Origin of the sequence: Caulobacter sp. BE264 (assembly GCF_031457805.1) — a bacterium.
Classification (GTDB): domain Bacteria; phylum Pseudomonadota; class Alphaproteobacteria; order Caulobacterales; family Caulobacteraceae; genus Caulobacter.
Genome location: NZ_JAVDXI010000001.1, coordinates 419,720 through 442,631, shown reverse-complemented (window position 1 = coordinate 442,631; position 22,912 = coordinate 419,720). Strand labels below are relative to the sequence as shown.

The window sequence follows — 22,912 nt, the reverse complement described above, 5'->3', positions numbered from 1 at the left end:
CGCAGGAGCTCCCCTCGCCGTGTGGTGGGGGGAGCTTTCTTTCTCAGCGGGACGCCGTCGGCTTGGCGGGCGCCTTGGCTGAGACCTGGACAGGCGGAAGCGGCGCCCGCTCCAGCGCCTGATAGACCAGGGCGCGCGATTGGGCGTCCAGCCCCGGCCCCACGCCGCCCAGCCGCTGGATCATGCCGACGAAGAAAAGGTTGTTGGCCGGGTCAATCCAGAACCACGTCCCGGCGCTGCCGCCCCAACTTACGGTGCCCGGCCCCACCGGCGAACCCGACACGGTGGGATCGACAGCGACCGCCATATCGATCCCGTAGCCCATGCCCGGAGCGAACGGAAAAGGCCGCGCCGCCGGCGCCAAGACGCCTGCGGTGCCATTCGTGGTCACCACAAACCCTTCGGGCAGGTGGTTCTGGGTCATCAGCGCCACGGTTTCCGGCTTGAGAATCCGCACGCCGTCCAGCTCACCCTTGTTCAGGATCATCTGGGCGAAGCGTGCGAAATCTCCGGCGGTCGAAACCAGTCCGCCCCCGCCCAGCGGCGCGGCCGGCGGCTTGCTGACGTCGCGCCACGCGCCTTCGACGGCGGGAACCAACTGGCCCGTGGCCGGATCAGCGTCGTACAGCACAGCGAGACGGGCCTGCTTCTCCTCGGGGACGTAGAAGGCTGTGTCCTTCATACCCAGCGGCGTGAAGATGCGCTCCTGCATGAACACCGGCAGGCTCTGGCCCGACAGCTTCTCAACGATATAGCCCTGGATGTCGGCGGCTACGCTGTAGCGCCAAAGCTGCCCGGGCTCGGCGAACATCGGCAGGCCCGAGACCTTCTGGACCAGGTCCGTCAGCGACGACGACTGCAGGACTTCCGCGCGGTAGTAAGCTTGATCGGCCTGGCTGCTGGGATCGTCGGCCAGCCCATAGGCGAAGCCCGCCGTATGGGTCAGCAACTCCCGCATGGTGGGCGGCCTGGAGACCGGCGTCAGGATCGGGCGCCCCGCCTCATCGACGCCCTTGGCGACCCGAAGATTCGCGAACTCCGGAACGTGCAGGCTGACCGGATCGTCCAGCTTCCACTTGCCCTCTTCGAAGAGGATCATCATGGCCACGCCGGTCACTGGCTTGGTCTCTGAGCGGATCCGGAAGATCGCGTCCATCGGCATCGGATCGCCGCCCAGCACCCGGCGCCCGAAGGCCCGGGCGTGCACGACCCGCCCGTGGCGCGCCAGAACCGTCACGCCGCCGGCGATCTGGCCCCGATCGACCATGCTCTGCATGTGGTCGTCGAGGCGCTTCAGCCGTTCGGCGCTGAAGCCGCCCTCCTCCGGCTTGGCCTTCGGCAAGGCCAGCGCCGGAGTCGCGGCGACGGCCGCGCAGCCAAAGACGCCGGCCAGAAGGCTCAACGCGGGGCGACGCAGCCGTCCGATCCTCATTTGGGCCGGAACCGCTTGTTGGTGGCGAAGCCCTTGGGCGCCAGCTTGCCGGCGCCAGCCCGACGGCCCACCCATTCCCTCCACTCGGCCCAGTCACGGCGACGGCCGGCGGTGTCGATCCAGTAGGCTCCGGTCTCGGCGTTGAACGACAGGCCGTCGCGGAGGCCGCCCTCGCGATAAGCCTGCAGCTTGACGCCCTTGCCGCGCGGCATTTCGGGCAGCTCCTCCAGCGGGAAGATTAGGATCTTGCCGTTGTCGCCGATCACCGCCAGCTGGTCGCCGACGGCCTCCAGGCAGAAGGCCGCGCCTTCATTGCCGACGTTCAGGACCTGCTTGCCGGCCTTGCGGTTGGCGAGGGCTTCTTCCTCGGGCATCAGGAAGCCATAGCCGCCCTTCGAGGCCAGAATGCGTTTGCGGCCGGCCTTGAACGGGAAGACGTCGATGATCTTCACCTTGTCGTCCAGCTCGATCATCATCCGCACCGGCTCGCCGTGACCGCGCGCGCTGGGCAGCTTGTCACAGCCCAGCGTGAAGAAGCGGCCGTCGCTGGAGAAGATCAGCAGCTTGTCGGTGGTCTCGGCCGGGGCCAGGAAGCCCAGCTTGTCGCCTTCCTTGAACTTCAGCTCGGACGGATCGTCGACCTTGCCCTTGGCCGCGCGGATCCAGCCGCGCTCGGACAGGATGATCGTGATCGGCTCGCGCACGATCATCGCCTCGATCGCGGCGTCGGCGTCGACCTGCGGGGCCTCGCCGAACACCGAGCGGCCGGTGACGCCCGTGGGGCGCGCCTTGTCCAGCGGGTGCTTGATCTTCAGCAGCGTCGCGCGGACTTCGGAGAGGCCGACGCCCACCAGCTTCCACTGCTTGGCCTCGCTGGCCAGCATGGCCAGAATGCCGTCGCGCTCCTCCACCAGTTCGGCGTGCTCGCGACGGATCTCCATCTCCTCCAGCTTGGCCAGTTGGCGCAGGCGGGTGTTGAGGATGGCGTCGGCCTGGAGGTCCGACAGCGCAAAGGTCTCGATCAGCTTTTCCTTCGGCTTGTCCTCGTAGCGGACGATCCGAATGACCTCGTCGAGGTTCAGATAGGCGATCAGCAAGCCGTCCAGGATGTGCAGACGCGCTTCGATCTTGGCCAGACGGTGACGCGCCCGACGGGTCAGCACCTCCCGGCGGTGCGCCAGGAAGGCCATCAGGGCCTGCTTGAGACCCATCACGCCCGGCGTGCCGCGCGCGTCCAGCACGTTGATGTTGACCGGGAAGCGGCTCTCCAGCGCCGAGAGCTTAAAGAGGCTCTCCATCAGCACTTCGGGCTCGACGTTCTTGGACTTGGGCTCCAGGACCAGTCGGATGTCCTCGGCGCTCTCGTCACGCACGTCGCCCAAGAGGGCGGCCTTCTTGCTGTCGATCAGGTCTGCCAGCTGCTCGACCAGATCCGACTTCTTCACCTGGTACGGGATCTCGGTGACGACGATCTGGTAGGTGCCGCGCCCGGTGTCTTCCTTTTCCCACTTGGCGCGCATCCGCACGCCGCCGCGACCCGTCTCGTAGGTCTCCAGCAGGCTGGCGCGCGACTCGACGATCACCCCGCCGGTCGGGAAGTCGGGGCCAGGGACCTTTTCCAGCAGGTCTTCGGTGGTGGCGTCGGGATTGGCCAGCAGCAGCTGGCAGGCGTCGATCAGCTCGGCGGCGTTGTGCGGCGGGATCGAGGTGGCCATGCCGACGGCGATGCCCGAAGAGCCGTTGGCCAACAGGTTCGGGAAGCCCGAGGGCAGCACGACCGGCTCTTCGTCCTGGCCGTCATAGGTCGGGCGGAAGTCGACCGCGTCCTCGTCGATGCCGTCCAGCAGAAGCGTCGCGGCTTCCGTCATCTTGCATTCGGTGTAGCGCATGGCCGCTGCGCTATCGCCGTCGATGTTACCGAAGTTGCCCTGCCCTTCGACCAGCGGGATACGCTGGCTGAACTCCTGGGCCAGACGCACCAGGGCGTCGTAGATCGAGGCGTCGCCGTGCGGGTGGAAGTTACCCATCACTTCGCCGACCACCTTGGCGCACTTGCGCGCCGCAGCGTCGGGGTTCAGCCGCATGTTGCTCATCGCGTAGAGCACGCGGCGGTGCACGGGCTTGAGGCCATCGCGCACGTCAGGCAGCGCCCGCGAGCCGATCGTCGACAGCGCATAGGCCAGATAGCGCCGCGAAAGCGCCTCGGTCAGCGGCTCGTCGAGAATGCGGTCGCCGTCGTCAGGGCCGCCGGGGGGAGGAAGGACAGGCTTGTTCATCGAGGGGATTCGTTACTCCGGGGAAGGAGACTAGCAGAAATCCCCTCGACGATTCGAGCGGTTAGGCTGTCTTACGCCTGAACGATCCCCGTCTTTCCGGCCTCCAGCGCCCATTTGGCGCGGGTCGACAGCTTGCCGTCTCGGCGGGTGATCGCGTCCAGCACCTTGAACTCGGTGACGAACGCCTTGGGCGTCACATCGCAGAGCGCATAGCCGCGCTGGGCGTTGTTGAACTTGAGGATCGGGTTGGCGGCCTGGATCTTGGCCATGTCGGCGCGCTGGTCGGTCCCATCGCCGCCGGAGCTGATCGAGGTGACGACAAACTCCGACGCGATCGGCGCGCCTTCAGCCTTGGTGCCGTCGAGATAGAGATCACCGGCGTAGTTCTGGTGCTCGTCGCCGGTGAGCACCACCACATTGCCGACCTTGCGGTCGCGGATGGTCTGCAGCAGGCGGTTGCGCGGCATGCGATAGCCCGCCCACGAGTCCGGATTGACCGCCTTGCCGTCCCCGGGCTCGCGGTCGAGATCCATCATCATGATCTGCTGGGCCAGGACGTTCCAGGTCGTCTTGGACTCGATCAGCCCGTTGGTCAGCCACTTCTCCTGGACCTGGCCGATCACCTCGGCGCGCGAAGCCTCCACGGCGTCGCAGTAGCCGAAGCGATCGCCGCAGGGCTGGTCGGTGCGATACTGGCGCGTATCCAACAGGTTCAGGTTCAAGAGCTGGCCATAGGTCGCCCGACGATAGATCTGCAGCGACGTGCCGGTCGGGAAGCTCGACGCCCGCAGCGGCATGTTCTCGTAATAGGCCTGGACGGCGACCTGGCGGCGCAGGTTGAAGATCTTGGGATCGACGCCGTCCTGGTCGAGGTCGGTGACCCAGTTGTTGTCGATCTCGTGGTCGTCCCAGACCGTGAACCATGGCGCTGCCGCGTGAGCGGCCTGCAGGTCGGTGTCCATCTTGTATTGGGCGTAGCGGCGACGATAGTCGTCGAGGCTGTAGATCTCGCCACCGAAATGCTGGCGCACGTTCTCCACAGGACCACTGGCGCTGTTCCAGACCCGGTTGCCACGATACTCGTAGATGTAGTCGCCGTAGCAGAAGACAAAGTCGGGGTTTTCTTCGGCCAGACGGCGATAGGCCGTATAGTAGCCCTGCTCGTAGTGCTGGCAGCCGGCCACCGCAAAGCGCACGCGCTCCAGCGCAGCACCCAGCGCCGGCGTCGTGCGGGCCCGGCCCAGCAGGCTGCGTTCCCGTCCGGCGGTGAAGCGATACCAGTAGTCCCGATTGGGCTGCAGGCCACCGACTTCGACGTGGACCGCGTGGCCCAACTCCGGCGGCGCGATGGCCGTGCCCTTGGCCACGATGTTGCGCATGTTGGGCGCGTCACCGACTTCCCATTCGACGGCGACCGGCGCGCTGGGCATGCCATAGCCGATCTCCAGCGGCTCGGGCGCCAGACGCGTCCAGATCACGAACCCGTCCGCTGACGGATCGCCCGACGCGACGCCCAGCTGGAACGGGTAGGTCGAGAAGACGGCTTGAGCCAGCGCCTTGCCGCTCTCCATCGGGATGGCGAGCGCGGTGACGGCCGCGCCGCCGAAGACGGACAACAGGCGACGACGGCTGAGGGCGTAGCGATCAAGAACAGACATTAAGCGGCTCCGAAACTTCCGCCTCGGGATAAACCGCATTTATGACGCCTCTTAAAGCCTTCCCGCCTCAGTCAGGCGATCCAGCAGCCAAAGCCTGGCCGGCGGCAGCGGCCTGTTCAGGGGGCCGAAGACGAACTGCTCCAAAAAGTAACCGGTGATGTCGAGGCCCGCCTTCACGTCGCCCTCGGCCAGTCCGCCTTGCGACGACAGCATGAACGGCGGCAAGGGCAACAGCTTGTCGTGATAGGGCTTGCCCGCCTCGCGACTGACGGCGCGGCCGGTGCGCGGGCTGACATAGACGAGATCGTCGAACGTCCCGGTCGCCGCGCACTTCGACAGATCCAGGCCAAAGCCCAGCTCCTGCAGCAGCCCCGCCTCATAGCGAACATAGACGGCCGGCCAGATGTCGGGAATCTCCAGCACGCGGATCAGGGCCTCCAGCGCGTGGAAGGCGCCGGGATGAGCCTCGCGTTCCGGCAACGCCGCCGCCGCGACCGCCGCCGCCGCTGAGAGACCGGCTAGGGCCAGGCGATCATCGAACAGGCTCGAAGGTCCCTCGCCCATCGGCTCCAGGCTGGCCGAGCCCAGCTGCCCCTCGACCCGAGCCCGGTAGCGGGCGATGACCCGCGCGCCGGGCTGCAGGAAGGGCTTCATCCGCCGCGACGCCGCGCCGGCCACGTGGGCGGCGACCTTACCGCGCGCTTCGGTCAGGAGTTCGACAATGGCTCCCGTCTCGCCGTGCGAGCGGGCCGAGAGGACATAGGCTTCGTCCTCCCACTCCAGGCTCAAGCGGGCGTTCCCCAGGCCACGACCTTTTCGAGGACAGGCCGCCAGACGGCCTCCACCGGCAGGCCGATCACCTCGCGCAGCGTCGCTTCCAGTTCATCAACGGAAAGGTCACGTTGCTCGACGACCGCGCCGGTAACATCGCGATGGGTGAACCGGTTGTTCTTCAAGGCGTAGCGCGCGGTCGGCGTCGTGCGCCCCACCGTCATGCTCCAGGTGAAGTGCGAGCTGGGGTGGGTGTAGGTGTAGAAATTGGCCTGCTCGTAATCGACCTCGGCCCAGGCGCCTTGCGACACCTGATAGAGCGGCGCCCAGCGGCCGGACAGATCGGCCTGGACCTGACGCTCGGCGACGCCGTTGGTCTGCGTATCGACAATGCGGAACTTGCCGTGCGGGCTGTCCTGGACGGCATCCGAGAACAGACGCAGCGGCGCGGTCAGCACGCAGCCGCCAAAGCCGGCGTCGGCCAGCCAGGTCTCGCCGTTAATCGTCACGCCCAGCACCTGGTGCGAGCGCGGCCGCGGCGGCGCGCCTTCCGGGGCCATCCACAGCACGCGGGCCATCAGGCCCTCGACCTGGAAGCCGAGCGCCTCCAGCACGCGCTTCAACAGCCCGTTCTGCTCGTAGCAGTAGCCGCCCCGCCCGGCGCCGATCAGCTTGGCGTCGACATCGGCCGGGACAATGCTGATCCCGCGCCCCAAGAGGACATCGAGGTTCTCGAACGGGATGGCGTCGGGATGGCGGAAGGCGATGGCCCGCAGCACGTCCAGGGTCGCCTCGCGCGGACCGTCATAGCCGATCCGCAGGAAGTAGGCGTCCAGATCTACGGCCGGCGCAGGCGCGTCAAACATCGAAGTCCAGCCCGATGTCGCTGAACAGGCCGCGCTCTTCGGCCCAGTTCTCCTTGACCTTTACGTGCAGGAACAGGTGAACCTTACGGTCGAGGATGTCGCATAGCTCCTCGCGCGAGGCCTGGCCGATCCACTTCAGGGTCTGGCCGCCCTTACCGATCACGATGACCCGCTGGCCTTCGCGCTCGACCAGGATGGTCTGCTCGATCCGCACCGAGCCGTCCTTGCGCTCCTCGAAGGCGGTCGTCTCGACGGTGGCCGCATAGGGCAGCTCCTCGTGGACACGCAGATAGACCTTCTCGCGGGTGATCTCGGCGGCGAGCAAGCGGGCCGGCAGGTCGGCGGTCTGGTCTTCCGGATAGAGCCAGGGGCCCTCGGGCATCAGCGAAACCAGCTTGGCCGTCAGGTCGTCGACGCCCGCGCCGGTCGAGGCGCTGATCATGAAGACGTCGGTGTAGACGCCAGTGTCGAAGAAGTCCTTGGCCACAGCCAGCAGGGTGTCGCGCTTGATCCCGTCGATCTTGTTCAGCGCTAGGATCACCTTGCGATCGGCGGCCTTCAGCCCCTCGATGATGGTCTGGACGTCCTGGGCCGAGCGGTATTCGCCCGGCGTGGCCTTATCAGCGCGGCTGGCCAGTTCGGCCTGCACGTCGACGAGGTGCACGGTGGCCTCGGCCTCTTCCGAACCAGCCCAGGCGGCGCGGACCATGGCGCGGTCGAGGCGACGGCGGGGGCTGAAGATCCCGGGGGTGTCGACGAGGACGATCTGGGTGTCGCCCACGATGGCGACGCCGCGCACGGGGAAGCGCGTGGTCTGGACCTTCTGGGTCACGATCGAGACCTTGGCCCCGACCATGCGGTTGACAAGGGTGGACTTGCCGGCGTTCGGCGCGCCGATGATGGCCGCAAAACCGGCCTTAGTTTGGGAGGTGGTGTCAGTCATTGCGGGTGCATGTAGCACCGATGGGGGGCCGGCGGTAGCGAGGGGCTTTCAGCGGCCTAAAAACGGACAATGGGACCGTTCGTGATGGGTCATGATCAGCCTCTCGCCTCCATCCGCAATCCCGATCTCATCGGCGACACATCAGCGCGGCGAAACCAAGCGAGGTCAGCACCCCAGCAAAAAGGCCCCGGATCGCTCCGGGGCCTTCTGGTTCAGCTTGCGCTGAAATCTCTTAGTCTTCGGCGTCGGCCGCGAAGACCGGGCCCGAATCCTTGCCCTTTTCCGAGACGTCGCGGTCGACGAACTCGATCACGGCCATCGGGGCGTTGTCGCCGTAGCGGAAGCCGGCCTTCAGGACACGGATGTAGCCACCCTGACGGTCCTTGTAGCGCGGGCCGAGGACCGCGAAGAGCTTGCCGACTTGTTCGACGTCGCGAACCGAGCTGATGGCCTGACGGCGAGCGTGCAGGTCGCCGCGCTTGGCCAGGGTGACCAGCTTTTCGACGATCGGACGCAGTTCCTTGGCCTTGGGCAGGGTGGTGACGATCTGCTCGTGCTTGATCAGCGAGGCCGACATGTTGGCGAACATGGCGGTGCGGTGAGCCGAGGTGCGGCCGAGTTTACGGTGAGCCTTACCGTGACGCATTTTGTATCTCCTGGGCGATCAGCCCGAACGGCGCAAAACCAGTGAGCGCCTGATTGTCACCAATCCTGGTCTGTCCCGACCCGGTCAGAGCGAAGCGCCGGGGCCCTCCACCGCGTGTGCGGCTTCAAAAGGCCCAGGCCGCATCCCGAAAGACGCGGCCCGGATTAAGCGCGTTAGGCTTGAAAGTCTTAGATCTGGTCTTCGAACTTCTTGGCCAGGTCTTCGATGTTCTCCGGCGGCCAGTTCGGCACGTCCATGCCGAGGTGCAGACCCATGCCGGCGAGCACTTCCTTGATTTCGTTCAGCGACTTGCGGCCGAAGTTCGGGGTGCGGAGCATCTCGGCTTCGGTCTTCTGGATCAGGTCGCCGATGTAGACGATGTTGTCGTTCTTCAGGCAGTTGGCCGAACGGACCGACAGTTCCAGCTCATCGACCTTCTTCAGCAGGGCCGGGTTGAACGGCAGTTCCGGCTTGGACTCGTCGGCCGACTTGGCCTTCGGCTCCTCGAAGGTGATGAAGATCTGCAGTTGGTCCTGCAGGATCCGGGCGGCGTAGGCCACGGCGTCCACCGGAGTGACGGCGCCGTTGGTTTCGACTTCCAGGATCAGCTTGTCATAGTCCAGCGACTGGCCCTGACGGGTCGGCTCGACGCGATAGGCGACGCGCTTGACCGGCGAGTACAGGGCGTCGACGGCGATGAGGCCGATCGGCGCGTCTTCCGGACGGTTGCGGTCGGCCGGGACGTAGCCCTTGCCGTTGTTGACCGTGAACTCCATGCGCACCGAGGCGCCGTCGTCCAGCGTGCAGAGCACGTGGTCGGGGTTCAGGATCTCGATGTCGGCCGGGGTTTCGATCTGACCGGCGGTCACCGGACCGGGGCCCGTGGCGCGCAGGGTCATGCGCTTGGGGCCTTCGGCGTGCATGCGCACGGCCAGCTGCTTGATGTTCAGAACGATGTCGACGACGTCTTCGCGGACGCCTTCGAGCGAGGAGAATTCATGCACGACACCGTCGATTTGGATGGCGGTGACGGCGGCGCCTTGCAGCGACGAGAGGAGAACGCGACGCAGAGCATTGCCGAGCGTCACGCCGAAGCCGCGTTCCAGCGGTTCGGCGACGATACGGGCCTTGCGGGTAGCATCGGCGCCGGTTTCGATTTGCGGCTTCTCAGGACGGATCAGCTCGTTCCAGTTTCTTTCGATCACGTGGTCGGGTCCCTTGAACGCGGCTCGCCGGCCGCGGTTTACGCAGCCGGCGAAGGAAGATTGTGGTCTAAAAAGTACTAGACGCGACGACGCTTGGGCGGACGGCAGCCGTTGTGCGGGATCGGCGTGACGTCGCGGATGGTCGTGATGGTCATGCCCGCAGCTTGCAGCGCGCGCAGAGCCGATTCACGGCCCGAACCCGGACCCGAAACGTTGACTTCCAGCGTCTTCACGCCGTGCTCGGCAGCCTTCTTGCCCGCGTCTTCGGCGGCCATCTGCGCGGCGTAAGGGGTCGACTTGCGCGAACCCTTGAAGCCCATCATGCCGGCCGAGGACCACGAGATCGTGTTGCCCTGGGCGTCGGTGATGGTGATCATGGTGTTGTTGAACGAGGCGTTCACGTGCGCCACGCCCGAGGTGATGTTCTTGCGTTCGCGACGTTTAACGCGAGCCGGTTCCTTGGCCATCGGTCAGGCTACCTTACTTCTTCTTGCCGGCGATCGGCTTGGCCGGACCCTTGCGGGTGCGGGCGTTCGTGTGGGTGCGCTGACCGCGGACCGGCAGGCCCTTACGGTGACGCAGGCCGCGATAGCAGGCCAGGTCCATCAGACGCTTGATGTTCATCGAGTTCTCGCGACGCAGGTCGCCCTCGACGGTGTAATCACGGTCGATCGTCTCGCGGATCTGCAGGACTTCGGCGTCGGTCAGTTGATTGACACGACGGGCGTCCTCGATGCCCACCTTGGTGATGATCTCACGAGCCGACTTTTGGCCGATGCCGTGAATGTACTGAAGCGCGATCAGAACGCGCTTGTTCGTCGGGATGTTGACGCCTGCGATACGGGCCACGTCTAATGTTCTCCTAGTCACGCACTAAAGACGCGAACGGCGCACCCGGCCGGATCGAAATCCAAACCGGCGCGCACGGATCGCGCCCTTTCGCGGAAGCGCCCCGTTATAGGGATCGTTTCGCTTCCGTCAACAACTGAATCCACAGAAAAGCCTGCGAATTCGGGGTTCAATCAGGCGACCACGCTTAAGGCGTTGTCGATAGACGCGGCGACCGTTTCGACGGTCCCCATGCCATCCAGCTCCGTCAGCTTGCCCTGCCCTTCGTAGTAGGGCAGAAGCGGCGCGGTCTGAGCATTGTACGCGGCAAGACGAGTCACGAAGACTCCCGGATTGTCGTCAGGCCGTCCCTGTTCTTCGAACCGCTTCTTGATCCGCTCGATCAGGGCTGGCTCGTCTACCTTGAGTCGGAGAACGACGTCGATCTTCTGACCACGGGCGGCGAGCATTTTATCCAGGGCCTCGGCCTGGGCGACCGTGCGCGGGAAACCATCAAAGATCGCGCCACCAGCCGCTTCGGCTTCGGGCAGACGGTCTTCGATCAACGCGATGACAATCTCGTCGGTGACCAGCTCGCCGCGATCCAGCACGCCCTTGACGCGCTGTCCCAGCTCAGAGCCCGAAGCGATGGCCGCGCGCAGCATGTCGCCGGTCGAGAGCTGGACCATGCCGCGCTCCGTAACCAGCCGCTTGGCCTGGGTCCCCTTCCCCGCCGCCGGCGGACCGAACAGGATCAGATTCATAGATGCCCCTTCGCGCGTCACCGAGTCTGCGCCCGGCTATCTCCCGGAGCAGACCTAGAGCCCCGGGAACAAAAACGGAAGCCGGTTTTGTGACAAACCGGCTTCCGACGCTTGCAATAAAGTTGAAGCCCGGCTTAGCGGTTGCGGCCGCCGCGCAGCTTCGACTTCTTGATCAGTCCCTCGTACTGGTGGGCCAGCAGATGCGACTGGATCTGCGCCACGGTGTCCATGGTGACCGTGACGACGATCAGGATCGAGGTGCCGCCCAAGGCGAACTGGGTCGACTTCATCGCCATCATGGCCAGTTCCGGCGCCACACAGACAGCGGTGATGTAGGCCGCGCCGATCACCGTAAGGCGGGTCAGGACGTAGTCCAGATACTCCGCAGTGCGCTTGCCCGGACGGATGCCCGGCAGGAAGCCCCCGTACTTGCGCAGGTTCTCGGCCGTCTCGTCCGGATTGAACACCACCGAGGTGTAGAAGAACGAGAAGAAGATGATCAGAAGCGAGTAGAGCACCAAGAACGCCGGCTGCCCATGCTGGAGCGAGCCGACCACGGAGGGCAGCCAGGAGGCCCACGCCGGCAGGTTGGCGGTCTGCACCAGCTGCAGGGCCGTCGTCGGCAGCAGCAGCAACGACGAGGCGAAGATCGGCGGGATCACGCCCGCAGTGTTGATCTTCAGCGGCATGAACGAGCTTTCGCCGCCGATCATGCGATTGCCTTGCTGACGCTTGGGGTAGTGAACCAGCAGACGACGCTGCGAGCGCTCGATGAAGACGATGGCCAGGATGGCGGCGATTCCGCCAACGACCACCAGGAGCAGCGGCATGTAATTGTTGTTAGACTGGGCCTGGGTCAGCATCTGCATCAGCTTGATCGGCAGAGCGGCGACGATGCCCGCGAAAATGATCAGCGAAACGCCGTTGCCGACGCCGCGGCTGGTGATCTGCTCACCCAGCCACATCAGGAACATCGTGCCGCCCGTCAGCGCCACGATGGTCGAAGCGATGAAGAAGGTGTGGCCCACGCCGTCCGCCACCACGCCAGGCTGAGCCGCGATGCCCATGGCGATCGAAGCTGACTGGACGATGGCCAGGATAACCGCCAGGTAGCGTGTGTACTGGTTCAGGGTCTTACGACCCGCCTCCCCGCCTTCCTTCTTCAGCTTCTCCCACGGCGGATACACCGTGCCCATCAGCTGCACGATGATCGAGGCGCTGATGTAGGGCATGACGTTCAGCGAGAAGATCGCCATCCGCTCGACAGCCCCGCCCGAGAACATGTCGAACATGCCCAGGAGGCCCTTGCTGTTCTGGCTGAACAGCGACGCGAACGCGGCCGGATCGATACCGGGGATCGGAACGTAGGTGCCAAGGCGGTAGACGACCAGGGCGATGATCGTGAACCAGATACGCTTGTGAAGTTCGCTCGCCTTCTGGAACGAGCTGAAGTTCATATTGGCTGCGAGTTGTTCGGCGGCCGAGGCCATTCAGATCCCCACGACTCAAGAACGCGATCGCCGAAGCAGATACCGCTTCGGCGGTGATCGCGCTCTGAAATAAGGCTTCCGGGATCACGCTGATCCCAGGAGAGCGCCACAAATAGGTGAGGCCCGCCGCGATGTCACGGCGAGCCTCGAAATTCTGTCATCCCGGAGAGCGCGAAGCGATCATCCGGGACCGCCGGAAGCGCTGGCGCCTGTCGTGGTCCCGGGTCTTCGCTGCGCTTCGCCCGGGATGACAGTTTTATCGGTTAGGCTTCGGCTTGCGCCTTGGCCTTCTTGGTCACGGTCACCGAACCACCGGCGGCCTCGACAGCCTTGATGGCGGCTTCGGTGGCCGAATAGACGGTGAGCTTCAGAGCGGTCTTGATCTCGCCCTTGCCCAGCAGCTTCACACCGTCGAGTTCACGACGGATGACGCCGGCGGCGACCAGTTCAGCAGCGCCCAGCTCGGCGCCCTTCTTGATCTTGCCGGCTTCGACGGCTTGCTCCAGGCGCCACAGGTTCACTTCAGCGAACTCGAGGCGGAAGGGGTTGTTGAAGCCGCGCTTGGGCATACGCATGTGGAGCGGCATTTGACCGCCTTCGAAGCCGTTGATGGCGACGCCCGAGCGCGCCTTCTGGCCCTTCACACCGCGACCGGCGGTCTTGCCCTTGCCCGAACCCGGGCCGCGGCCAACGCGCATGCGGCCCTTGGTCGAGCCTTCGCGGGGAGCCAGTTCGTTCAGCTTAGTCATATGTGCCTCTCCTTGGAGATCTGCGCCCAGCCAGGCGGCTGGACTCGGCTTGTGAAAACAGAGCGCGCTTAAAACCCCAAAACGCGAGAAAACTCAATGGGGCGAATGCGCGATTTCAAACGAAAACCACCCCGGATTGCTCCGGGGTGGCGTATTCGCATCGTGTAGAAGGACTACTCGACGATTTCCAGCAGGTGCTGGACCTTGCGGATCATGCCGCGGGTCGAAGGGTTGTCCTGCAGGGTCGAGACACGACCCACGCGGTTCAGACCCAGACCCACGAGCGTCGCGCGCTGGTCCTTTTCACGACGGATCGGGCTGCCGGTTTGGCGAACCGTAACGGTCTTAGCTTCAGCCATGACTTAGCCCTCGATGGCTTCCGGCGCCGAAGCGCCGTCGGCGCGGCGGCCGAGGATGTCGCCAACCTTCTTGCCGCGCTTGGCGGCGATCTGGCGGGGCGACGATTGCACCTTCAGGGCCTCGAACGTGGCGCGAACCATGTTGTACGGGTTCGAGGAACCCGTCGACTTGGCCACGACGTCCTGGACGCCCAGGGTTTCGAGAACCGCGCGCATCGGACCGCCGGCGATGACGCCGGTGCCGGGAGGCGCCGCGCGCATCATCACCTTGCCAGCGCCCCAACGGCCAGCGCCGTCGTGGTGCAGGGTGCGGGATTCGCGCAGCGGAACGCGGATCATCGTCTTCTTGGCTTCTTCGGTCGCCTTGCGGATGGCTTCCGGCACTTCACGCGCCTTGCCATGACCGAAGCCGACGCGGCCCTTTTGGTCGCCAACGACCATCAGAGCAGCGAAGCTGAAGCGACGACCACCCTTCACGGTGGCGGCGACGCGGTTGATGTGGACGAGCTTTTCGACGATGTCGCTGTCGACCCGCTCTTCGGGGGCGTTGCGGTCGCGACGGTCACGGCGTTGACCGCCTTCACCGCGCTGTTGTTCACCACGAGCCATTTTCGTTCCCTTAGAAGTTCAGGCCGGCTTCGCGCGCGGCGTCGGCCAGGGCTTTCACCCGGCCGTGGAAGATGTAGCTGCCACGGTCGAAAACGACGTCCTTGACGCCCTTTTCAATGGCGCGCTCGGCGACGAGCTTGCCCACAGCGGCGGCGGCATCCTTGTCCGCGCCCTTGCCTTCGGCTTCCAGAGTGGAGGCCGACGCCAGGGTCACGCCACGAACATCATCGATGATCTGGGCGTAGATGTTCTTCGACGAACGGAAGACCGACAGACGCGGACGACCGTTGGCGAGGCTCTTGAGGCGGGTGCGAACGCGCTGAGCGCGCTTGGCCGCCGATTCACGAGGAGAGAGCGCCATGGCTTACTTCTTCTTGCCTTCCTTGCGGCGAACCTTCTCGCCAGCATAACGCACGCCCTTGCCCTTGTAGGGTTCCGGCGGACGAATGCGGCGGATCTTCGCGGCAATCTCACCAACCGCCTGCTTGTCGATGCCGGCGATCTTGATTTCGGTTTGCTTCGGCACCGCGAAGGTGACGCCGGCCGGAGCCTCAACGTCCACGTCGTGGCTGAAACCGAGTTGGAGGCTCAGGGCGGTGCCCTTCATGGCTGCGCGGTAACCAACGCCGACCAGTTCGAGGCTTTCCTCGAACCCGGCGGTGACACCATGCACCATGTTGGCCACCAGCGTGCGGGACAGACCCCACATGCCCTTGGCGCGCTTCGTGTCGACGCGCGGAGCCAGCAGGAGCTCAGAGCCCTCTTGCTTGACTTCGACTTCGTCGGCGATCGTCCACGACAACTGACCCTTGGGGCCCTTGACCGTGACCGTCTGACCCGCGAGCGTGACTTGCACGCCCGAGGGGATTGCGACGGCTTTCTTACCGATACGTGACATGCTCTTTCCCTCCCGCGCCTAGTAGACGCGGCAGAGGACTTCGCCGCCGACGTTAGCGTCGCGTGCAGCGGTGTCCGACATGACGCCCTTCGGCGTCGACAGGATCGAGATGCCCAGGCCGTTCTTGATCGGCTTCAGGTCCTTGATCGAGGAGTAGACGCGACGGCCAGGCTTGGACACGCGGCTGATCTCAGCGATCACGGGCTCACCGTCGAAGTACTTGAGCTCGATCTCGAATTCGGGGAACGCGCCGGGCTTCTCGACCAGCGAGTAGCCGCGGATGTAGCCTTCGTCGGCCAGCACGTCCAGGACGCGGGCGCGCAGCTTGGAAGCCGGCGTCGAGACCTTGGACCGCTTGCGTTGGGCGGCGTTCTTGATGCGAGCGATCATATCGCTCAGGGGATCGTTCATCGACATCTGATCGTCCTCACCAGCTCGACTTGACGAGGCCGGGAATCTGGCCTTGCGAACCCAGTTCGCGGAGGGCCACACGGCTCATCTTGAGCTTACGGTAATAGGCGCGCGGACGGCCGGTGACTTCGCAGCGATTGCGGATGCGGATCGCGGCGCTGTTACGCGGCAGCTTGGCGAGCTTGAGGCGAGCCTCGAAGCGTTCCTCGAGCGGCAGGGTCTCGTCGTTGGCGATCGCCTTCAGCGCGGCGCGCTTTTCGGCGAACTTCTTGACGAGAGCCTTGACGGCTTCGTTGCGGTTGACGGCGCTTTTCTTGGCCATGGTTTCTTTCCCTTCCCGCTCTTAGTTCACGAACGGGAACTGGAATTCCTTCAGGAGAGCCTTGGCTTCCTGGTCGGACTTCGCAGTGGTGCAGACGATGATGTCCATGCCCCAGATCTGTTCGATCTGGTCATAGTTGATTTCCGGGAACACCAGGTGCTCCTTCAGACCCATGGCGTAGTTGCCACGGCCGTCGAAGCTCTTGCCGTTCAGACCACGGAAGTCCTTCACGCGCGGCAGCGCGATCGTGACCAGGCGGTCGAGGAATTCGTACATCCGGTCCTTGCGCAGGGTGACCTTGGCGCCGACCACCATGCCTTCGCGCAGCTTGAAGCCGGCGATCGACTTGCGGGCGCGGGTCGCAACGGGCTTTTGGCCGGCGATCGCTTGCAGGTCCTTCAGCGCGGTCTGGGCCTTCTTGGAGTCGGCCACGGCCTCGCCGATACCCATGTTCAGGACAATCTTGTCCAGCTTGGGGATCTGCATCTCGTTGGTATAGCCGAACTGCTCCTTCATCGCGGCGCGGATGCGCTCGCGATAAACGGTCTTCAGCCGGGGCTCGTAAGCTTGATCAGCCATTGATCACCTCGCCGGTCGTCTTGGCGACGCGCACCTTCTTGTCGCCTTCGATCTTGAAGCCAACGCGGGTGGGCTTGCCGTTGGAGTCCACGACGGCGACGTTCGAGACGTGCAGCGCAGCTTCCTTGTTCTTGATGCCGCCTTGCGGATCGGCTTGGGTCGGCTTGGTGTGACGCGAAACCATGTTCACGCCTTCCACGACGACCCGGTTGTCCTTCGGCAGGACCTGCAGGACCGAGCCTTGCTTGCCCTTGTCCTTGCCGGCCAGAACGACGACGCGGTCGCCCTTCTTGATCTTAGCGGCCATTACAGCACCTCCGGGGCGAGGGAGATGATCTTCATGTGGTTCTTGGCGCGCAGTTCACGGGGAACCGGGCCGAAGATCCGCGTGCCGACCGGCTCGCTCTGCTTGTTCACGATCACCGCGGCGTTCTTATCGAAGCGGATGACCGAGCCATCCTTGCGCTTCAGATTTTGATTCACCCGAACGACGACGGCGCGAAGCACGTCACCCTTCTTCACGCGACCGCGCGGAATGGCTTCCTTGACGGAGACGACGATGACGTCGCCCACGCTGGCGTAGCGACGGCCAGCGCCGCCCAACACCTTGATGCACATGACCCGGCGAGCGCCAGAGTTGTCGGCGACTTCCAGGTTAGTTTGCATCTGGATCATGGTCTAAACCTTCCAGATTAAGCCGAAGCCTTGGGAAGCACTTCCCAGGTCTTCAGCTTGGACTTCGGAGCGCACTCGATGATGCGGATAGCTTCACCGGCCTTGTACGCGTTGGCTTCGTCGTGCGCGTGGTACTTTTTGGACTGACGCACGATCTTCTTCAGAACCGGGTGGACGATGGTCCGTTCGACCTTCACCACCACGGTCTTGTCGCCCTTATCGGAGACGACGACCCCTTCGAGGATACGCTTGGGCATATCGTTCTCCTTAAGCCGCGGCCTTGGCGCGCAGCACGGTCTTGATCCGCGCGATATCCTTGCGGATCTCGTTGACGCGGTGGGTCTTCTCGACCTGGCCCGTGGCGGCCTGGAAGCGCAGGTTGAACTGCTCCTTCTTCAGGCTGATCAGGGTGTCGGCCAGCTGGTCGGGGGTCATGCCCCGGATTTCAGCGATCTTCATGAGCCTCAGGCCTCCTGAGCCACGCCCGCATCGATGCGGGTGACAACACGGGTGCGGATCGGCAGCTTGGCGGCGCCAAGGCGGAGCGCTTCACGCGCGATATCGTCCGGCACGCCGTCGATTTCGAACATGATGCGGCCCGGAGCCACGCGAGCGGCCCAGTAATCCACGGCGCCCTTACCCTTACCCATCCGGACTTCCGCCGGCTTGCCGGTGACCGGCACGTCCGGGAAGATACGGATCCAGACGCGGCCTTGACGCTTCATCTGGCGGGTGATGGCGCGACGGGCGGCTTCGATCTGACGGGCCGTGATGCGCTCCGGCTCGACGGCCTTCAGGCCGTACGAACCGAAGTTCAGCAGGGTGCCGCCCTTCGAAGTGCCGTGGATGCGGCCCTTGAACTGCTTGCGGAATTTGGTCTTCTTCGGAGACAGCATGGCGATCTAATCCTTAGGCGCGATCGCGACGGTCACGACGGTCGCCCCGGTCGGGACGATCACCACGCTCACGTCCGCCACCTTCACCGGCCGGGCCGGATTCGGTCGCTAGACGCTTGTCGAGCGCCATCGGATCATGCTCGAGCACCTCGCCCTTGAAGATCCAGGTCTTCACGCCGATGATGCCGTAGGTGGTCTTGGCTTCGGCGAAACCGAAGTCGATGTCGGCGCGCAGGGTGTGCAGCGGCACGCGGCCTTCGCGGTACCACTCCATGCGAGCGATTTCAGCGCCGCCCAGACGACCCGAAACGTTGATCCGGATGCCCTTGGCGCCGAGGCGCACGGCCGACTGGATCGAGCGCTTCATGGCGCGACGGAACGCGATACGGCGCTCCAGCTGCTGAGCGATGGACTCGGCGACCAGCTGAGCGTCGGTTTCCGGCTTGCGGATCTCGACGATGTTCAGGTGGACTTCGCCCTCGGTCATCACCGACAGGTCCTTGCGGAGCTTGTCGATGTCAGCGCCCTTCTTGCCGATGATGACGCCCGGACGGGCGGCATAGATCGTCACGCGGCACTTCTTGTGCGGGCGCTCGATGATGATGCGCGAGACACCAGCTTGGTACAGGCGCTTCTTCAGAGCGGCGCGGACCGCGAGGTCTTGGTGCAGCAGCTTGCCGTACTGGTTGCCGTCGGCGAACCAACGGCTGTCCCAGGTGCGGTTGATGCCGAGCCGCAGCCCGACCGGATTGACTTTCTGACCCATTAGGCGGCCTCACCCAGTTCGCGGACCACGATCGTGATCTCGGAGAACGGCTTCTCAACGCGCGTCGCGCGACCGCGAGCGCGGGGCGAGAAACGCTTCATGATCAGGTTCTTGCCCACATAGGCCTCGGCGACGACCAGCGAGTCGATGTCGAGGTTGTGGTTGTTCTCGGCGTTCGAGATCGCCGAGTACAGCGCCTTGCGGACGTCCTGAGCGATGCGCTTGTGGCTGAACTCGAGCTCGTTGAGAGCGCGCTGGACGTTCAGGCCACGGATGGACTGAGCGACCAGGTTCAGCTTGCGCGGGCTGGTGCGCAGGGTGCGCACCTTGCACATCGCTTCGGCGGCCGGCAGGCGGCGTTCTTGCTTCTGCTTGGCCATGATTACTTCCTCTTGGCCTTCTTGTCGGCGGCGTGACCCGGGAAGTTCCGGGTCGGCGCGAATTCGCCGAACTTCATGCCGACCATGTCTTCCGACACGAGCACGGGAACGTGCTTGTGGCCGTTGTGCACGCCGAAGGTCAGGCCGACAAATTGCGGCATGATGGTCGAGCGGCGTGACCAGGTCTTGATGACGTCCTTGCGGCCCGACGACAGAGCGGCATCGGCCTTCTTCAGGAGGTACCCGTCGACAAACGGGCCTTTCCAGACGGAGCGGGTCATGGCTTAGCGGCCCTTCTTCGCTTTGTGGCGCGAGCGGATGATGAACTTATCCGTGGCCTTGTTGACGCGGGTCTTGGCGCCCTTGGTCGGCTTACCAGCCGGGGTCACCGGGTGGCGACCGCCCGAGGTCCGGCCTTCACCACCACCGTGGGGGTGGTCGACCGGGTTCATGGCGACACCGCGGACGTGCGGGCGACGGCCCATGTGACGAGAACGACCGGCTTTGCCGAGGTTCTGGTTCATGTGGTCGGGGTTCGAGACGGCGCCGACGGTGGCCATGCACGTATCGAGCACCATGCGCAGTTCGCCCGAGTTCAGGCGGATCTGGGCGTAGCCGGCGTCACGACCGACCAGCTGAGCGTAGGCGCCAGCCGAACGGGCGATCTGACCACCCTTGGCGGGCTTCAGCTCGATATTGTGGATGATCGTACCGATCGGCAGCGTGCGCAGCGGCGAGGCGTTGCCCGGCTTCACGTCGACCTTTTCAGCCGTGACGACTTCGTCGCCGGCCTTCAGGCGTTGCGGGGCCAGGATGTAGGCCAGCTCACCGTCGGCCTGATACTTGATCAAGGCGATGAAGGCGGTGCGGTTGGGGTCGTACTCAAGACGAACGACCGTGGCCACGCCTTGCTTGCGACGCTTGAAGTCGACCAGACGGTACAGGCGCTTGGCGCCGCCGCCGCGGAAACGGACCGCGATACGGCCATTGCCGCCGCGACCGCCCGACTTGGTCAGGCCTTCGACGAGCTTCTTCTCGGGGCGACCCTTGTGAAGTTCGCTGCGATCGATCAGCACCAGGCCGCGCTGGCCGGGGCTGGTCGGGTTAAATTGCTTCAAGGCCATGTCTTAGAGCCCCGTCGTGATGTCGATCGACTGGCCTTCGGCCAGGGTCACGATCGCTTTTTTGACGTCGTTGCGACGACCCACGATACCGCGGAAGCGCTTGGTCTTGCCCTTGGTCACGATGGTGTTGACCTTGGTCACCTTGACCTTGAACAGCTCTTCGACGGCGGCGGCGATTTCGTCCTTGGTCGCGTCGTTGGCCACCTTGAAGACAACCTTGTTCTGCTCGCTGAGCAGGGTCGTCTTTTCGGTGATCACCGGCGACAGGATCGTGTCGTAGTGGCGAGCGGTGGCGGCCATTAGGCGGCTTCCTTCTCAGCGAAACGGGCCGAGATCGCTTCGACCGCGTCCTTGGTCAGGACGAGGGTCTGGCGACGCAGCACGTCGTAGACGTTCAGGCCGGCGTTCGGCAGGACATCCACATTCGGGATGTTGCGGGCGGCGAGCTTGAAGTTCGCATCCACTTCCGGACCGGCGATGACCAGGGCGTTCTTCAGACCGATCTTGTCGAAGTTGGCGCGCAGGGCGGCCGTCTTGGCTTCGGTCAGAACGGCGCTGTCCAGGACGACCAGCGAGCCCGACTTGGCCTTCGACGACAGAGCGTGCTTCAGGGCCAGGGCGCGGATCTTCTTGGGCAGGTCGAAGGCGTGGCTGCGGACCACGGGACCGTGGGCCTTGGCGCCCCCGACGAACTGAGCCGCACGACGCGAGCCGTGACGAGCGCCGCCGGTGCCCTTCTGCTTGTACATCTTCTTGCTCGTACGAGAGACCTCGTTACGAACCTGAATCTTGTGGTTACCCGAGCGGCGCTTGGCCAGCTGCCAGGTCACGACGCGCTGCAGGATGTCGCCGCGGATCTCGTCGATGCCGAAGATGGCGTCGTCGAGATCAACGGAACCGGCCTTGCCGCCGTCCAGTTTGATGACGTCGAGTTTCATTAGCCTTCGCCCTCTTCGGTCGCAGCCGCGGGGGCCTCTTCAGCGGGGGTCTCAGCAGCGGCCGGAGCAGCCTCGCCAGCCTTGCGGAAGGCGCCCGGACGCGGAGCGTCGGCGGGGAGAGCCTTCTTCACGGCGTCGCGAACCTTCACGTAGCTGCCTTCGTGGCCGGGGACAGCGCCCTTGACCAGGATCAGGCCGCGCTCGACGTCCACCTTCCAAACGGTGACGTTCAGCGTGGTGACGGTTTCTTGACCCAGGTGACCAGCCATCTTCTTGCCCGGGAACGTACGACCCGGATCCTGGCGGTTACCGGTCGAACCGTGCGAGCGGTGCGAGACCGAAACACCGTGGGTGGCGCGAAGACCACCGAAGTTCCAGCGCTTCATGGCGCCGGCGAAACCCTTACCGACGGTGACGCCTTGGATGTCGACCTTCTGGCCGGCGACGAAGTGGTCGGCCGTCAGTTCGGCGCCGACTTCGATCAGGGCGCTTTCCTCGACGCGGAATTCGGCGACGACGCGCTTCGGCTCAACGGCCGCCTTCGCGAAGTGGCCACGCATGGCGTTGGAGGTGTTCTTGGCCTTCTTGGCGCCGGCGCCAAGCTGGAGGGCCGTGTAGCCGTCCTTCTCAACGGTGCGAACGCCCGTGACCTGGCAACCGTCGAGCGACAGGACGGTGACCGGCACGTGCTGACCAGCTTCGTCGAAGAAGCGGGTCATGCCGAGCTTCTTGGCGATGACGCCGGTGCGTTGGGTGGGGAGAGTCATGGATCGGCCCTCCTTACAGCTTGATTTCGACGTCAACGCCGGCCGACAGGTCGAGCTTCATCAGCGCGTCCACGGTCTGCGGAGTCGGGTCAACGATGTCGAGAACGCGCTTGTGCGTACGGATCTCGAACTGCTCGCGCGACTTCTTGTCGACGTGCGGCGAACGGTTGACAGTGAATTTCTCGATAAGCGTGGGCAGGGGGATGGGGCCCCGCACCGTCGCACCCGTACGCTTGGCCGTATTGACGATCTCGCGCGTGGAATGATCCAACACGCGGTGATCGAAGGCCTTGAGCCGGATGCGGATGTTCTGACGATCCATATCGCTCGGTTTCCTAGTGGGCTGCGCCCGCGTCTCGAACCATTTCAAAGACCAACCCGGAACCCAGGTGGGCTCCGTACGCAGCGTCCGCAAAACAAATGTCCCCAACAGTTGCCTGTCGGGGGTGATGACCAGATAACACACCACGAGGGCGCTATGTCCGGGCGTCTCGCGAACCGCGTTTGAGCTCGAAAGCTCACAGCCGGTCCAACAGAGGCGCGCTTGTACGTTCCAGAAT

Annotated in this window: 33 protein-coding genes and 1 pseudogene; all 34 read right to left on the bottom strand. The window is 64.7% G+C overall.

The genetic code is table 11. The features are described 5' to 3' along the window. Positions 1-43: 43 nt before the first annotated feature. The gene (locus tag J2X45_RS02175; protein WP_310210679.1) at positions 44-1,432 is read right to left on the bottom strand and encodes a serine hydrolase domain-containing protein; all 1,389 of its coding nucleotides are present in this window, start codon (positions 1,430-1,432) and stop codon (positions 44-46) included. After that, positions 1,429-3,708: a DNA topoisomerase IV subunit A gene (gene parC / locus J2X45_RS02170; protein WP_310210677.1), complete on the bottom strand. Its 2,280-nt coding sequence runs from the start codon at positions 3,706-3,708 to the stop codon at positions 1,429-1,431. The genes J2X45_RS02175 and parC overlap by 4 nt, the downstream gene beginning before the upstream one ends. Positions 3,709-3,779: 71 nt before the next feature. Next, on the bottom strand, positions 3,780-5,366 hold the full coding sequence (locus J2X45_RS02165) for an alkaline phosphatase (RefSeq protein WP_310210674.1): 1,587 nt from the start codon (positions 5,364-5,366) through the stop codon (positions 3,780-3,782). 51 nt (positions 5,367-5,417) lie between these two features. Next, on the bottom strand, positions 5,418-6,149 hold the full coding sequence (recO, locus tag J2X45_RS02160) for a DNA repair protein RecO (protein ID WP_310212069.1): 732 nt from the start codon (positions 6,147-6,149) through the stop codon (positions 5,418-5,420). 2 nt (positions 6,150-6,151) lie between these two features. Further along, on the bottom strand, positions 6,152-7,003 hold the full coding sequence (locus J2X45_RS02155; protein ID WP_310210671.1) for an arylamine N-acetyltransferase: 852 nt from the start codon (positions 7,001-7,003) through the stop codon (positions 6,152-6,154). Further along, positions 6,996-7,946, bottom strand: coding sequence for a GTPase Era (era, locus tag J2X45_RS02150; RefSeq protein ID WP_310210668.1), 951 nt, complete (start codon positions 7,944-7,946; stop codon positions 6,996-6,998). Before era ends, J2X45_RS02155 begins: the two co-directional genes overlap by 8 nt. 232 nt (positions 7,947-8,178) lie before the next feature. Next, positions 8,179-8,592: a 50S ribosomal protein L17 gene (gene rplQ / locus J2X45_RS02145; RefSeq protein WP_310210665.1), complete on the bottom strand. Its 414-nt coding sequence runs from the start codon at positions 8,590-8,592 to the stop codon at positions 8,179-8,181. A 188-nt stretch (positions 8,593-8,780) separates the two neighbouring features. Beyond that, positions 8,781-9,797, bottom strand: coding sequence for a DNA-directed RNA polymerase subunit alpha (locus J2X45_RS02140; protein ID WP_010919151.1), 1,017 nt, complete (start codon positions 9,795-9,797; stop codon positions 8,781-8,783). 77 nt (positions 9,798-9,874) lie between these two features. Then, a complete protein-coding gene (gene rpsK, locus J2X45_RS02135; RefSeq protein ID WP_010919150.1) occupies positions 9,875-10,264 on the bottom strand; it encodes a 30S ribosomal protein S11 in 390 nt (129 codons plus the stop codon). Between the two features lie 13 nt (positions 10,265-10,277). Further along, complete coding sequence (gene rpsM, locus J2X45_RS02130; protein ID WP_010919149.1) at positions 10,278-10,646, bottom strand: 30S ribosomal protein S13; 369 nt, start codon at positions 10,644-10,646, stop codon at positions 10,278-10,280. A gap of 173 nt (positions 10,647-10,819) precedes the next feature. Beyond that, the gene (locus J2X45_RS02125) at positions 10,820-11,389 is read right to left on the bottom strand and encodes an adenylate kinase (RefSeq protein WP_310210660.1); all 570 of its coding nucleotides are present in this window, start codon (positions 11,387-11,389) and stop codon (positions 10,820-10,822) included. A 134-nt stretch (positions 11,390-11,523) separates the two neighbouring features. Then, a complete protein-coding gene (gene secY, locus J2X45_RS02120; RefSeq protein ID WP_310210658.1) occupies positions 11,524-12,879 on the bottom strand; it encodes a preprotein translocase subunit SecY in 1,356 nt (451 codons plus the stop codon). A gap of 263 nt (positions 12,880-13,142) precedes the next feature. Beyond that, the gene (rplO, locus tag J2X45_RS02115; protein WP_310210654.1) at positions 13,143-13,628 is read right to left on the bottom strand and encodes a 50S ribosomal protein L15; all 486 of its coding nucleotides are present in this window, start codon (positions 13,626-13,628) and stop codon (positions 13,143-13,145) included. A gap of 173 nt (positions 13,629-13,801) precedes the next feature. Beyond that, complete coding sequence (rpmD, locus tag J2X45_RS02110; RefSeq protein WP_010919145.1) at positions 13,802-13,987, bottom strand: 50S ribosomal protein L30; 186 nt, start codon at positions 13,985-13,987, stop codon at positions 13,802-13,804. Positions 13,988-13,990: 3 nt separating this feature from the next. Beyond that, positions 13,991-14,596, bottom strand: coding sequence for a 30S ribosomal protein S5 (gene rpsE, locus J2X45_RS02105; protein WP_010919144.1), 606 nt, complete (start codon positions 14,594-14,596; stop codon positions 13,991-13,993). 10 nt (positions 14,597-14,606) lie between these two features. Continuing rightward, positions 14,607-14,957 carry a 50S ribosomal protein L18 gene (gene rplR, locus J2X45_RS02100; RefSeq protein WP_310210645.1) on the bottom strand — a complete coding sequence of 117 codons (351 nt, stop codon included), beginning with the start codon at positions 14,955-14,957 and terminating at the stop codon, positions 14,607-14,609. Between the two features lie 3 nt (positions 14,958-14,960). Next, entirely contained in the window at positions 14,961-15,494 is a 534-nt protein-coding gene (gene rplF / locus J2X45_RS02095) for a 50S ribosomal protein L6 (protein WP_310210642.1), read from the bottom strand. An 18-nt stretch (positions 15,495-15,512) separates the two neighbouring features. Next, positions 15,513-15,911 (bottom strand): 30S ribosomal protein S8, encoded by a 399-nt coding sequence (rpsH, locus tag J2X45_RS02090; protein ID WP_010919141.1) that lies wholly within the window; start codon positions 15,909-15,911, stop codon positions 15,513-15,515. 10 nt (positions 15,912-15,921) lie between these two features. Beyond that, complete coding sequence (gene rpsN, locus J2X45_RS02085; protein ID WP_010919140.1) at positions 15,922-16,227, bottom strand: 30S ribosomal protein S14; 306 nt, start codon at positions 16,225-16,227, stop codon at positions 15,922-15,924. A 21-nt stretch (positions 16,228-16,248) separates the two neighbouring features. Continuing rightward, positions 16,249-16,806 carry a 50S ribosomal protein L5 gene (gene rplE, locus J2X45_RS02080; RefSeq protein ID WP_099503308.1) on the bottom strand — a complete coding sequence of 186 codons (558 nt, stop codon included), beginning with the start codon at positions 16,804-16,806 and terminating at the stop codon, positions 16,249-16,251. Continuing rightward, complete coding sequence (gene rplX, locus J2X45_RS02075; RefSeq protein WP_010919138.1) at positions 16,799-17,113, bottom strand: 50S ribosomal protein L24; 315 nt, start codon at positions 17,111-17,113, stop codon at positions 16,799-16,801. Before rplX ends, rplE begins: the two co-directional genes overlap by 8 nt. Further along, positions 17,113-17,481, bottom strand: a complete 369-nt coding sequence (gene rplN / locus J2X45_RS02070; protein ID WP_010919137.1) for a 50S ribosomal protein L14 — start codon at positions 17,479-17,481, stop codon at positions 17,113-17,115. The genes rplX and rplN overlap by 1 nt, the downstream gene beginning before the upstream one ends. 17 nt (positions 17,482-17,498) lie before the next feature. Then, complete coding sequence (gene rpsQ / locus J2X45_RS02065; protein ID WP_010919136.1) at positions 17,499-17,738, bottom strand: 30S ribosomal protein S17; 240 nt, start codon at positions 17,736-17,738, stop codon at positions 17,499-17,501. A 10-nt stretch (positions 17,739-17,748) separates the two neighbouring features. Beyond that, a complete protein-coding gene (rpmC, locus tag J2X45_RS02060; RefSeq protein ID WP_010919135.1) occupies positions 17,749-17,940 on the bottom strand; it encodes a 50S ribosomal protein L29 in 192 nt (63 codons plus the stop codon). Positions 17,941-17,945: 5 nt separating this feature from the next. Beyond that, entirely contained in the window at positions 17,946-18,377 is a 432-nt protein-coding gene (gene rplP / locus J2X45_RS02055) for a 50S ribosomal protein L16 (RefSeq protein ID WP_010919134.1), read from the bottom strand. Between the two features lie 13 nt (positions 18,378-18,390). Further along, positions 18,391-19,143 carry a 30S ribosomal protein S3 gene (rpsC, locus tag J2X45_RS02050; protein WP_096032933.1) on the bottom strand — a complete coding sequence of 251 codons (753 nt, stop codon included), beginning with the start codon at positions 19,141-19,143 and terminating at the stop codon, positions 18,391-18,393. Further along, positions 19,143-19,523: a 50S ribosomal protein L22 gene (gene rplV / locus J2X45_RS02045; RefSeq protein WP_010919132.1), complete on the bottom strand. Its 381-nt coding sequence runs from the start codon at positions 19,521-19,523 to the stop codon at positions 19,143-19,145. The genes rpsC and rplV overlap by 1 nt, the downstream gene beginning before the upstream one ends. 2 nt (positions 19,524-19,525) lie before the next feature. Next, a complete protein-coding gene (gene rpsS / locus J2X45_RS02040; RefSeq protein ID WP_010919131.1) occupies positions 19,526-19,804 on the bottom strand; it encodes a 30S ribosomal protein S19 in 279 nt (92 codons plus the stop codon). A 3-nt stretch (positions 19,805-19,807) separates the two neighbouring features. Next, positions 19,808-20,647 carry a 50S ribosomal protein L2 gene (rplB, locus tag J2X45_RS02035; protein ID WP_010919130.1) on the bottom strand — a complete coding sequence of 280 codons (840 nt, stop codon included), beginning with the start codon at positions 20,645-20,647 and terminating at the stop codon, positions 19,808-19,810. 3 nt (positions 20,648-20,650) lie between these two features. Continuing rightward, positions 20,651-20,947 (bottom strand): 50S ribosomal protein L23, encoded by a 297-nt coding sequence (locus tag J2X45_RS02030; RefSeq protein ID WP_010919129.1) that lies wholly within the window; start codon positions 20,945-20,947, stop codon positions 20,651-20,653. Next, complete coding sequence (gene rplD / locus J2X45_RS02025) at positions 20,947-21,585, bottom strand: 50S ribosomal protein L4 (protein WP_099503304.1); 639 nt, start codon at positions 21,583-21,585, stop codon at positions 20,947-20,949. Before rplD ends, J2X45_RS02030 begins: the two co-directional genes overlap by 1 nt. Further along, a complete protein-coding gene (gene rplC / locus J2X45_RS02020) occupies positions 21,585-22,352 on the bottom strand; it encodes a 50S ribosomal protein L3 (RefSeq protein ID WP_310210625.1) in 768 nt (255 codons plus the stop codon). Before rplC ends, rplD begins: the two co-directional genes overlap by 1 nt. A 13-nt stretch (positions 22,353-22,365) precedes the next feature. After that, on the bottom strand, positions 22,366-22,674 hold the full coding sequence (rpsJ, locus tag J2X45_RS02015) for a 30S ribosomal protein S10 (RefSeq protein WP_004616952.1): 309 nt from the start codon (positions 22,672-22,674) through the stop codon (positions 22,366-22,368). Positions 22,675-22,687: 13 nt separating this feature from the next. Then, a pseudogene (locus tag J2X45_RS02010) lies at positions 22,688-22,874 on the bottom strand (hypothetical protein). Positions 22,875-22,912 lie beyond the last annotated feature (38 nt).

What these genes read in the sequence shown, in the direction of transcription:
- J2X45_RS02175 (WP_310210679.1), bottom strand. Translation starts at nt 1,432, where the DNA reads ATGAGGATCGGACGGCTGCGTCGCCCCGCGTTGAGCCTTCTGGCCGGC.
- parC (WP_310210677.1), bottom strand. Translation starts at nt 3,708, where the DNA reads ATGAACAAGCCTGTCCTTCCTCCCCCCGGCGGCCCTGACGACGGCGAC.
- J2X45_RS02165 (WP_310210674.1), bottom strand. Translation starts at nt 5,366, where the DNA reads ATGTCTGTTCTTGATCGCTACGCCCTCAGCCGTCGTCGCCTGTTGTCC.
- J2X45_RS02155 (WP_310210671.1), bottom strand. Translation starts at nt 7,003, where the DNA reads ATGTTTGACGCGCCTGCGCCGGCCGTAGATCTGGACGCCTACTTCCTG.
- era (WP_310210668.1), bottom strand. Translation starts at nt 7,946, where the DNA reads ATGACTGACACCACCTCCCAAACTAAGGCCGGTTTTGCGGCCATCATC.
- rplQ (WP_310210665.1), bottom strand. Translation starts at nt 8,592, where the DNA reads ATGCGTCACGGTAAGGCTCACCGTAAACTCGGCCGCACCTCGGCTCAC.
- rpsK (WP_010919150.1), bottom strand. Translation starts at nt 10,264, where the DNA reads ATGGCCAAGGAACCGGCTCGCGTTAAACGTCGCGAACGCAAGAACATC.
- J2X45_RS02125 (WP_310210660.1), bottom strand. Translation starts at nt 11,389, where the DNA reads ATGAATCTGATCCTGTTCGGTCCGCCGGCGGCGGGGAAGGGGACCCAG.
- secY (WP_310210658.1), bottom strand. Translation starts at nt 12,879, where the DNA reads ATGGCCTCGGCCGCCGAACAACTCGCAGCCAATATGAACTTCAGCTCG.
- rplO (WP_310210654.1), bottom strand. Translation starts at nt 13,628, where the DNA reads ATGACTAAGCTGAACGAACTGGCTCCCCGCGAAGGCTCGACCAAGGGC.
- rpmD (WP_010919145.1), bottom strand. Translation starts at nt 13,987, where the DNA reads ATGGCTGAAGCTAAGACCGTTACGGTTCGCCAAACCGGCAGCCCGATC.
- rpsE (WP_010919144.1), bottom strand. Translation starts at nt 14,596, where the DNA reads ATGGCTCGTGGTGAACAACAGCGCGGTGAAGGCGGTCAACGCCGTGAC.
- rplR (WP_310210645.1), bottom strand. Translation starts at nt 14,957, where the DNA reads ATGGCGCTCTCTCCTCGTGAATCGGCGGCCAAGCGCGCTCAGCGCGTT.
- rplF (WP_310210642.1), bottom strand. Translation starts at nt 15,494, where the DNA reads ATGTCACGTATCGGTAAGAAAGCCGTCGCAATCCCCTCGGGCGTGCAA.
- rpsH (WP_010919141.1), bottom strand. Translation starts at nt 15,911, where the DNA reads ATGTCGATGAACGATCCCCTGAGCGATATGATCGCTCGCATCAAGAAC.
- rpsN (WP_010919140.1), bottom strand. Translation starts at nt 16,227, where the DNA reads ATGGCCAAGAAAAGCGCCGTCAACCGCAACGAAGCCGTCAAGGCTCTC.
- rplE (WP_099503308.1), bottom strand. Translation starts at nt 16,806, where the DNA reads ATGGCTGATCAAGCTTACGAGCCCCGGCTGAAGACCGTTTATCGCGAG.
- rplX (WP_010919138.1), bottom strand. Translation starts at nt 17,113, where the DNA reads ATGGCCGCTAAGATCAAGAAGGGCGACCGCGTCGTCGTTCTGGCCGGC.
- rplN (WP_010919137.1), bottom strand. Translation starts at nt 17,481, where the DNA reads ATGATCCAGATGCAAACTAACCTGGAAGTCGCCGACAACTCTGGCGCT.
- rpsQ (WP_010919136.1), bottom strand. Translation starts at nt 17,738, where the DNA reads ATGCCCAAGCGTATCCTCGAAGGGGTCGTCGTCTCCGATAAGGGCGAC.
- rpmC (WP_010919135.1), bottom strand. Translation starts at nt 17,940, where the DNA reads ATGAAGATCGCTGAAATCCGGGGCATGACCCCCGACCAGCTGGCCGAC.
- rplP (WP_010919134.1), bottom strand. Translation starts at nt 18,377, where the DNA reads ATGCTGTCTCCGAAGAAGACCAAATTCCGCAAGCAGTTCAAGGGCCGC.
- rpsC (WP_096032933.1), bottom strand. Translation starts at nt 19,143, where the DNA reads ATGGGTCAGAAAGTCAATCCGGTCGGGCTGCGGCTCGGCATCAACCGC.
- rplV (WP_010919132.1), bottom strand. Translation starts at nt 19,523, where the DNA reads ATGGCCAAGCAGAAGCAAGAACGCCGCCTGCCGGCCGCCGAAGCGATG.
- rpsS (WP_010919131.1), bottom strand. Translation starts at nt 19,804, where the DNA reads ATGACCCGCTCCGTCTGGAAAGGCCCGTTTGTCGACGGGTACCTCCTG.
- rplB (WP_010919130.1), bottom strand. Translation starts at nt 20,647, where the DNA reads ATGGCCTTGAAGCAATTTAACCCGACCAGCCCCGGCCAGCGCGGCCTG.
- J2X45_RS02030 (WP_010919129.1), bottom strand. Translation starts at nt 20,947, where the DNA reads ATGGCCGCCACCGCTCGCCACTACGACACGATCCTGTCGCCGGTGATC.
- rplD (WP_099503304.1), bottom strand. Translation starts at nt 21,585, where the DNA reads ATGAAACTCGACGTCATCAAACTGGACGGCGGCAAGGCCGGTTCCGTT.
- rplC (WP_310210625.1), bottom strand. Translation starts at nt 22,352, where the DNA reads ATGACTCTCCCCACCCAACGCACCGGCGTCATCGCCAAGAAGCTCGGC.
- rpsJ (WP_004616952.1), bottom strand. Translation starts at nt 22,674, where the DNA reads ATGGATCGTCAGAACATCCGCATCCGGCTCAAGGCCTTCGATCACCGC.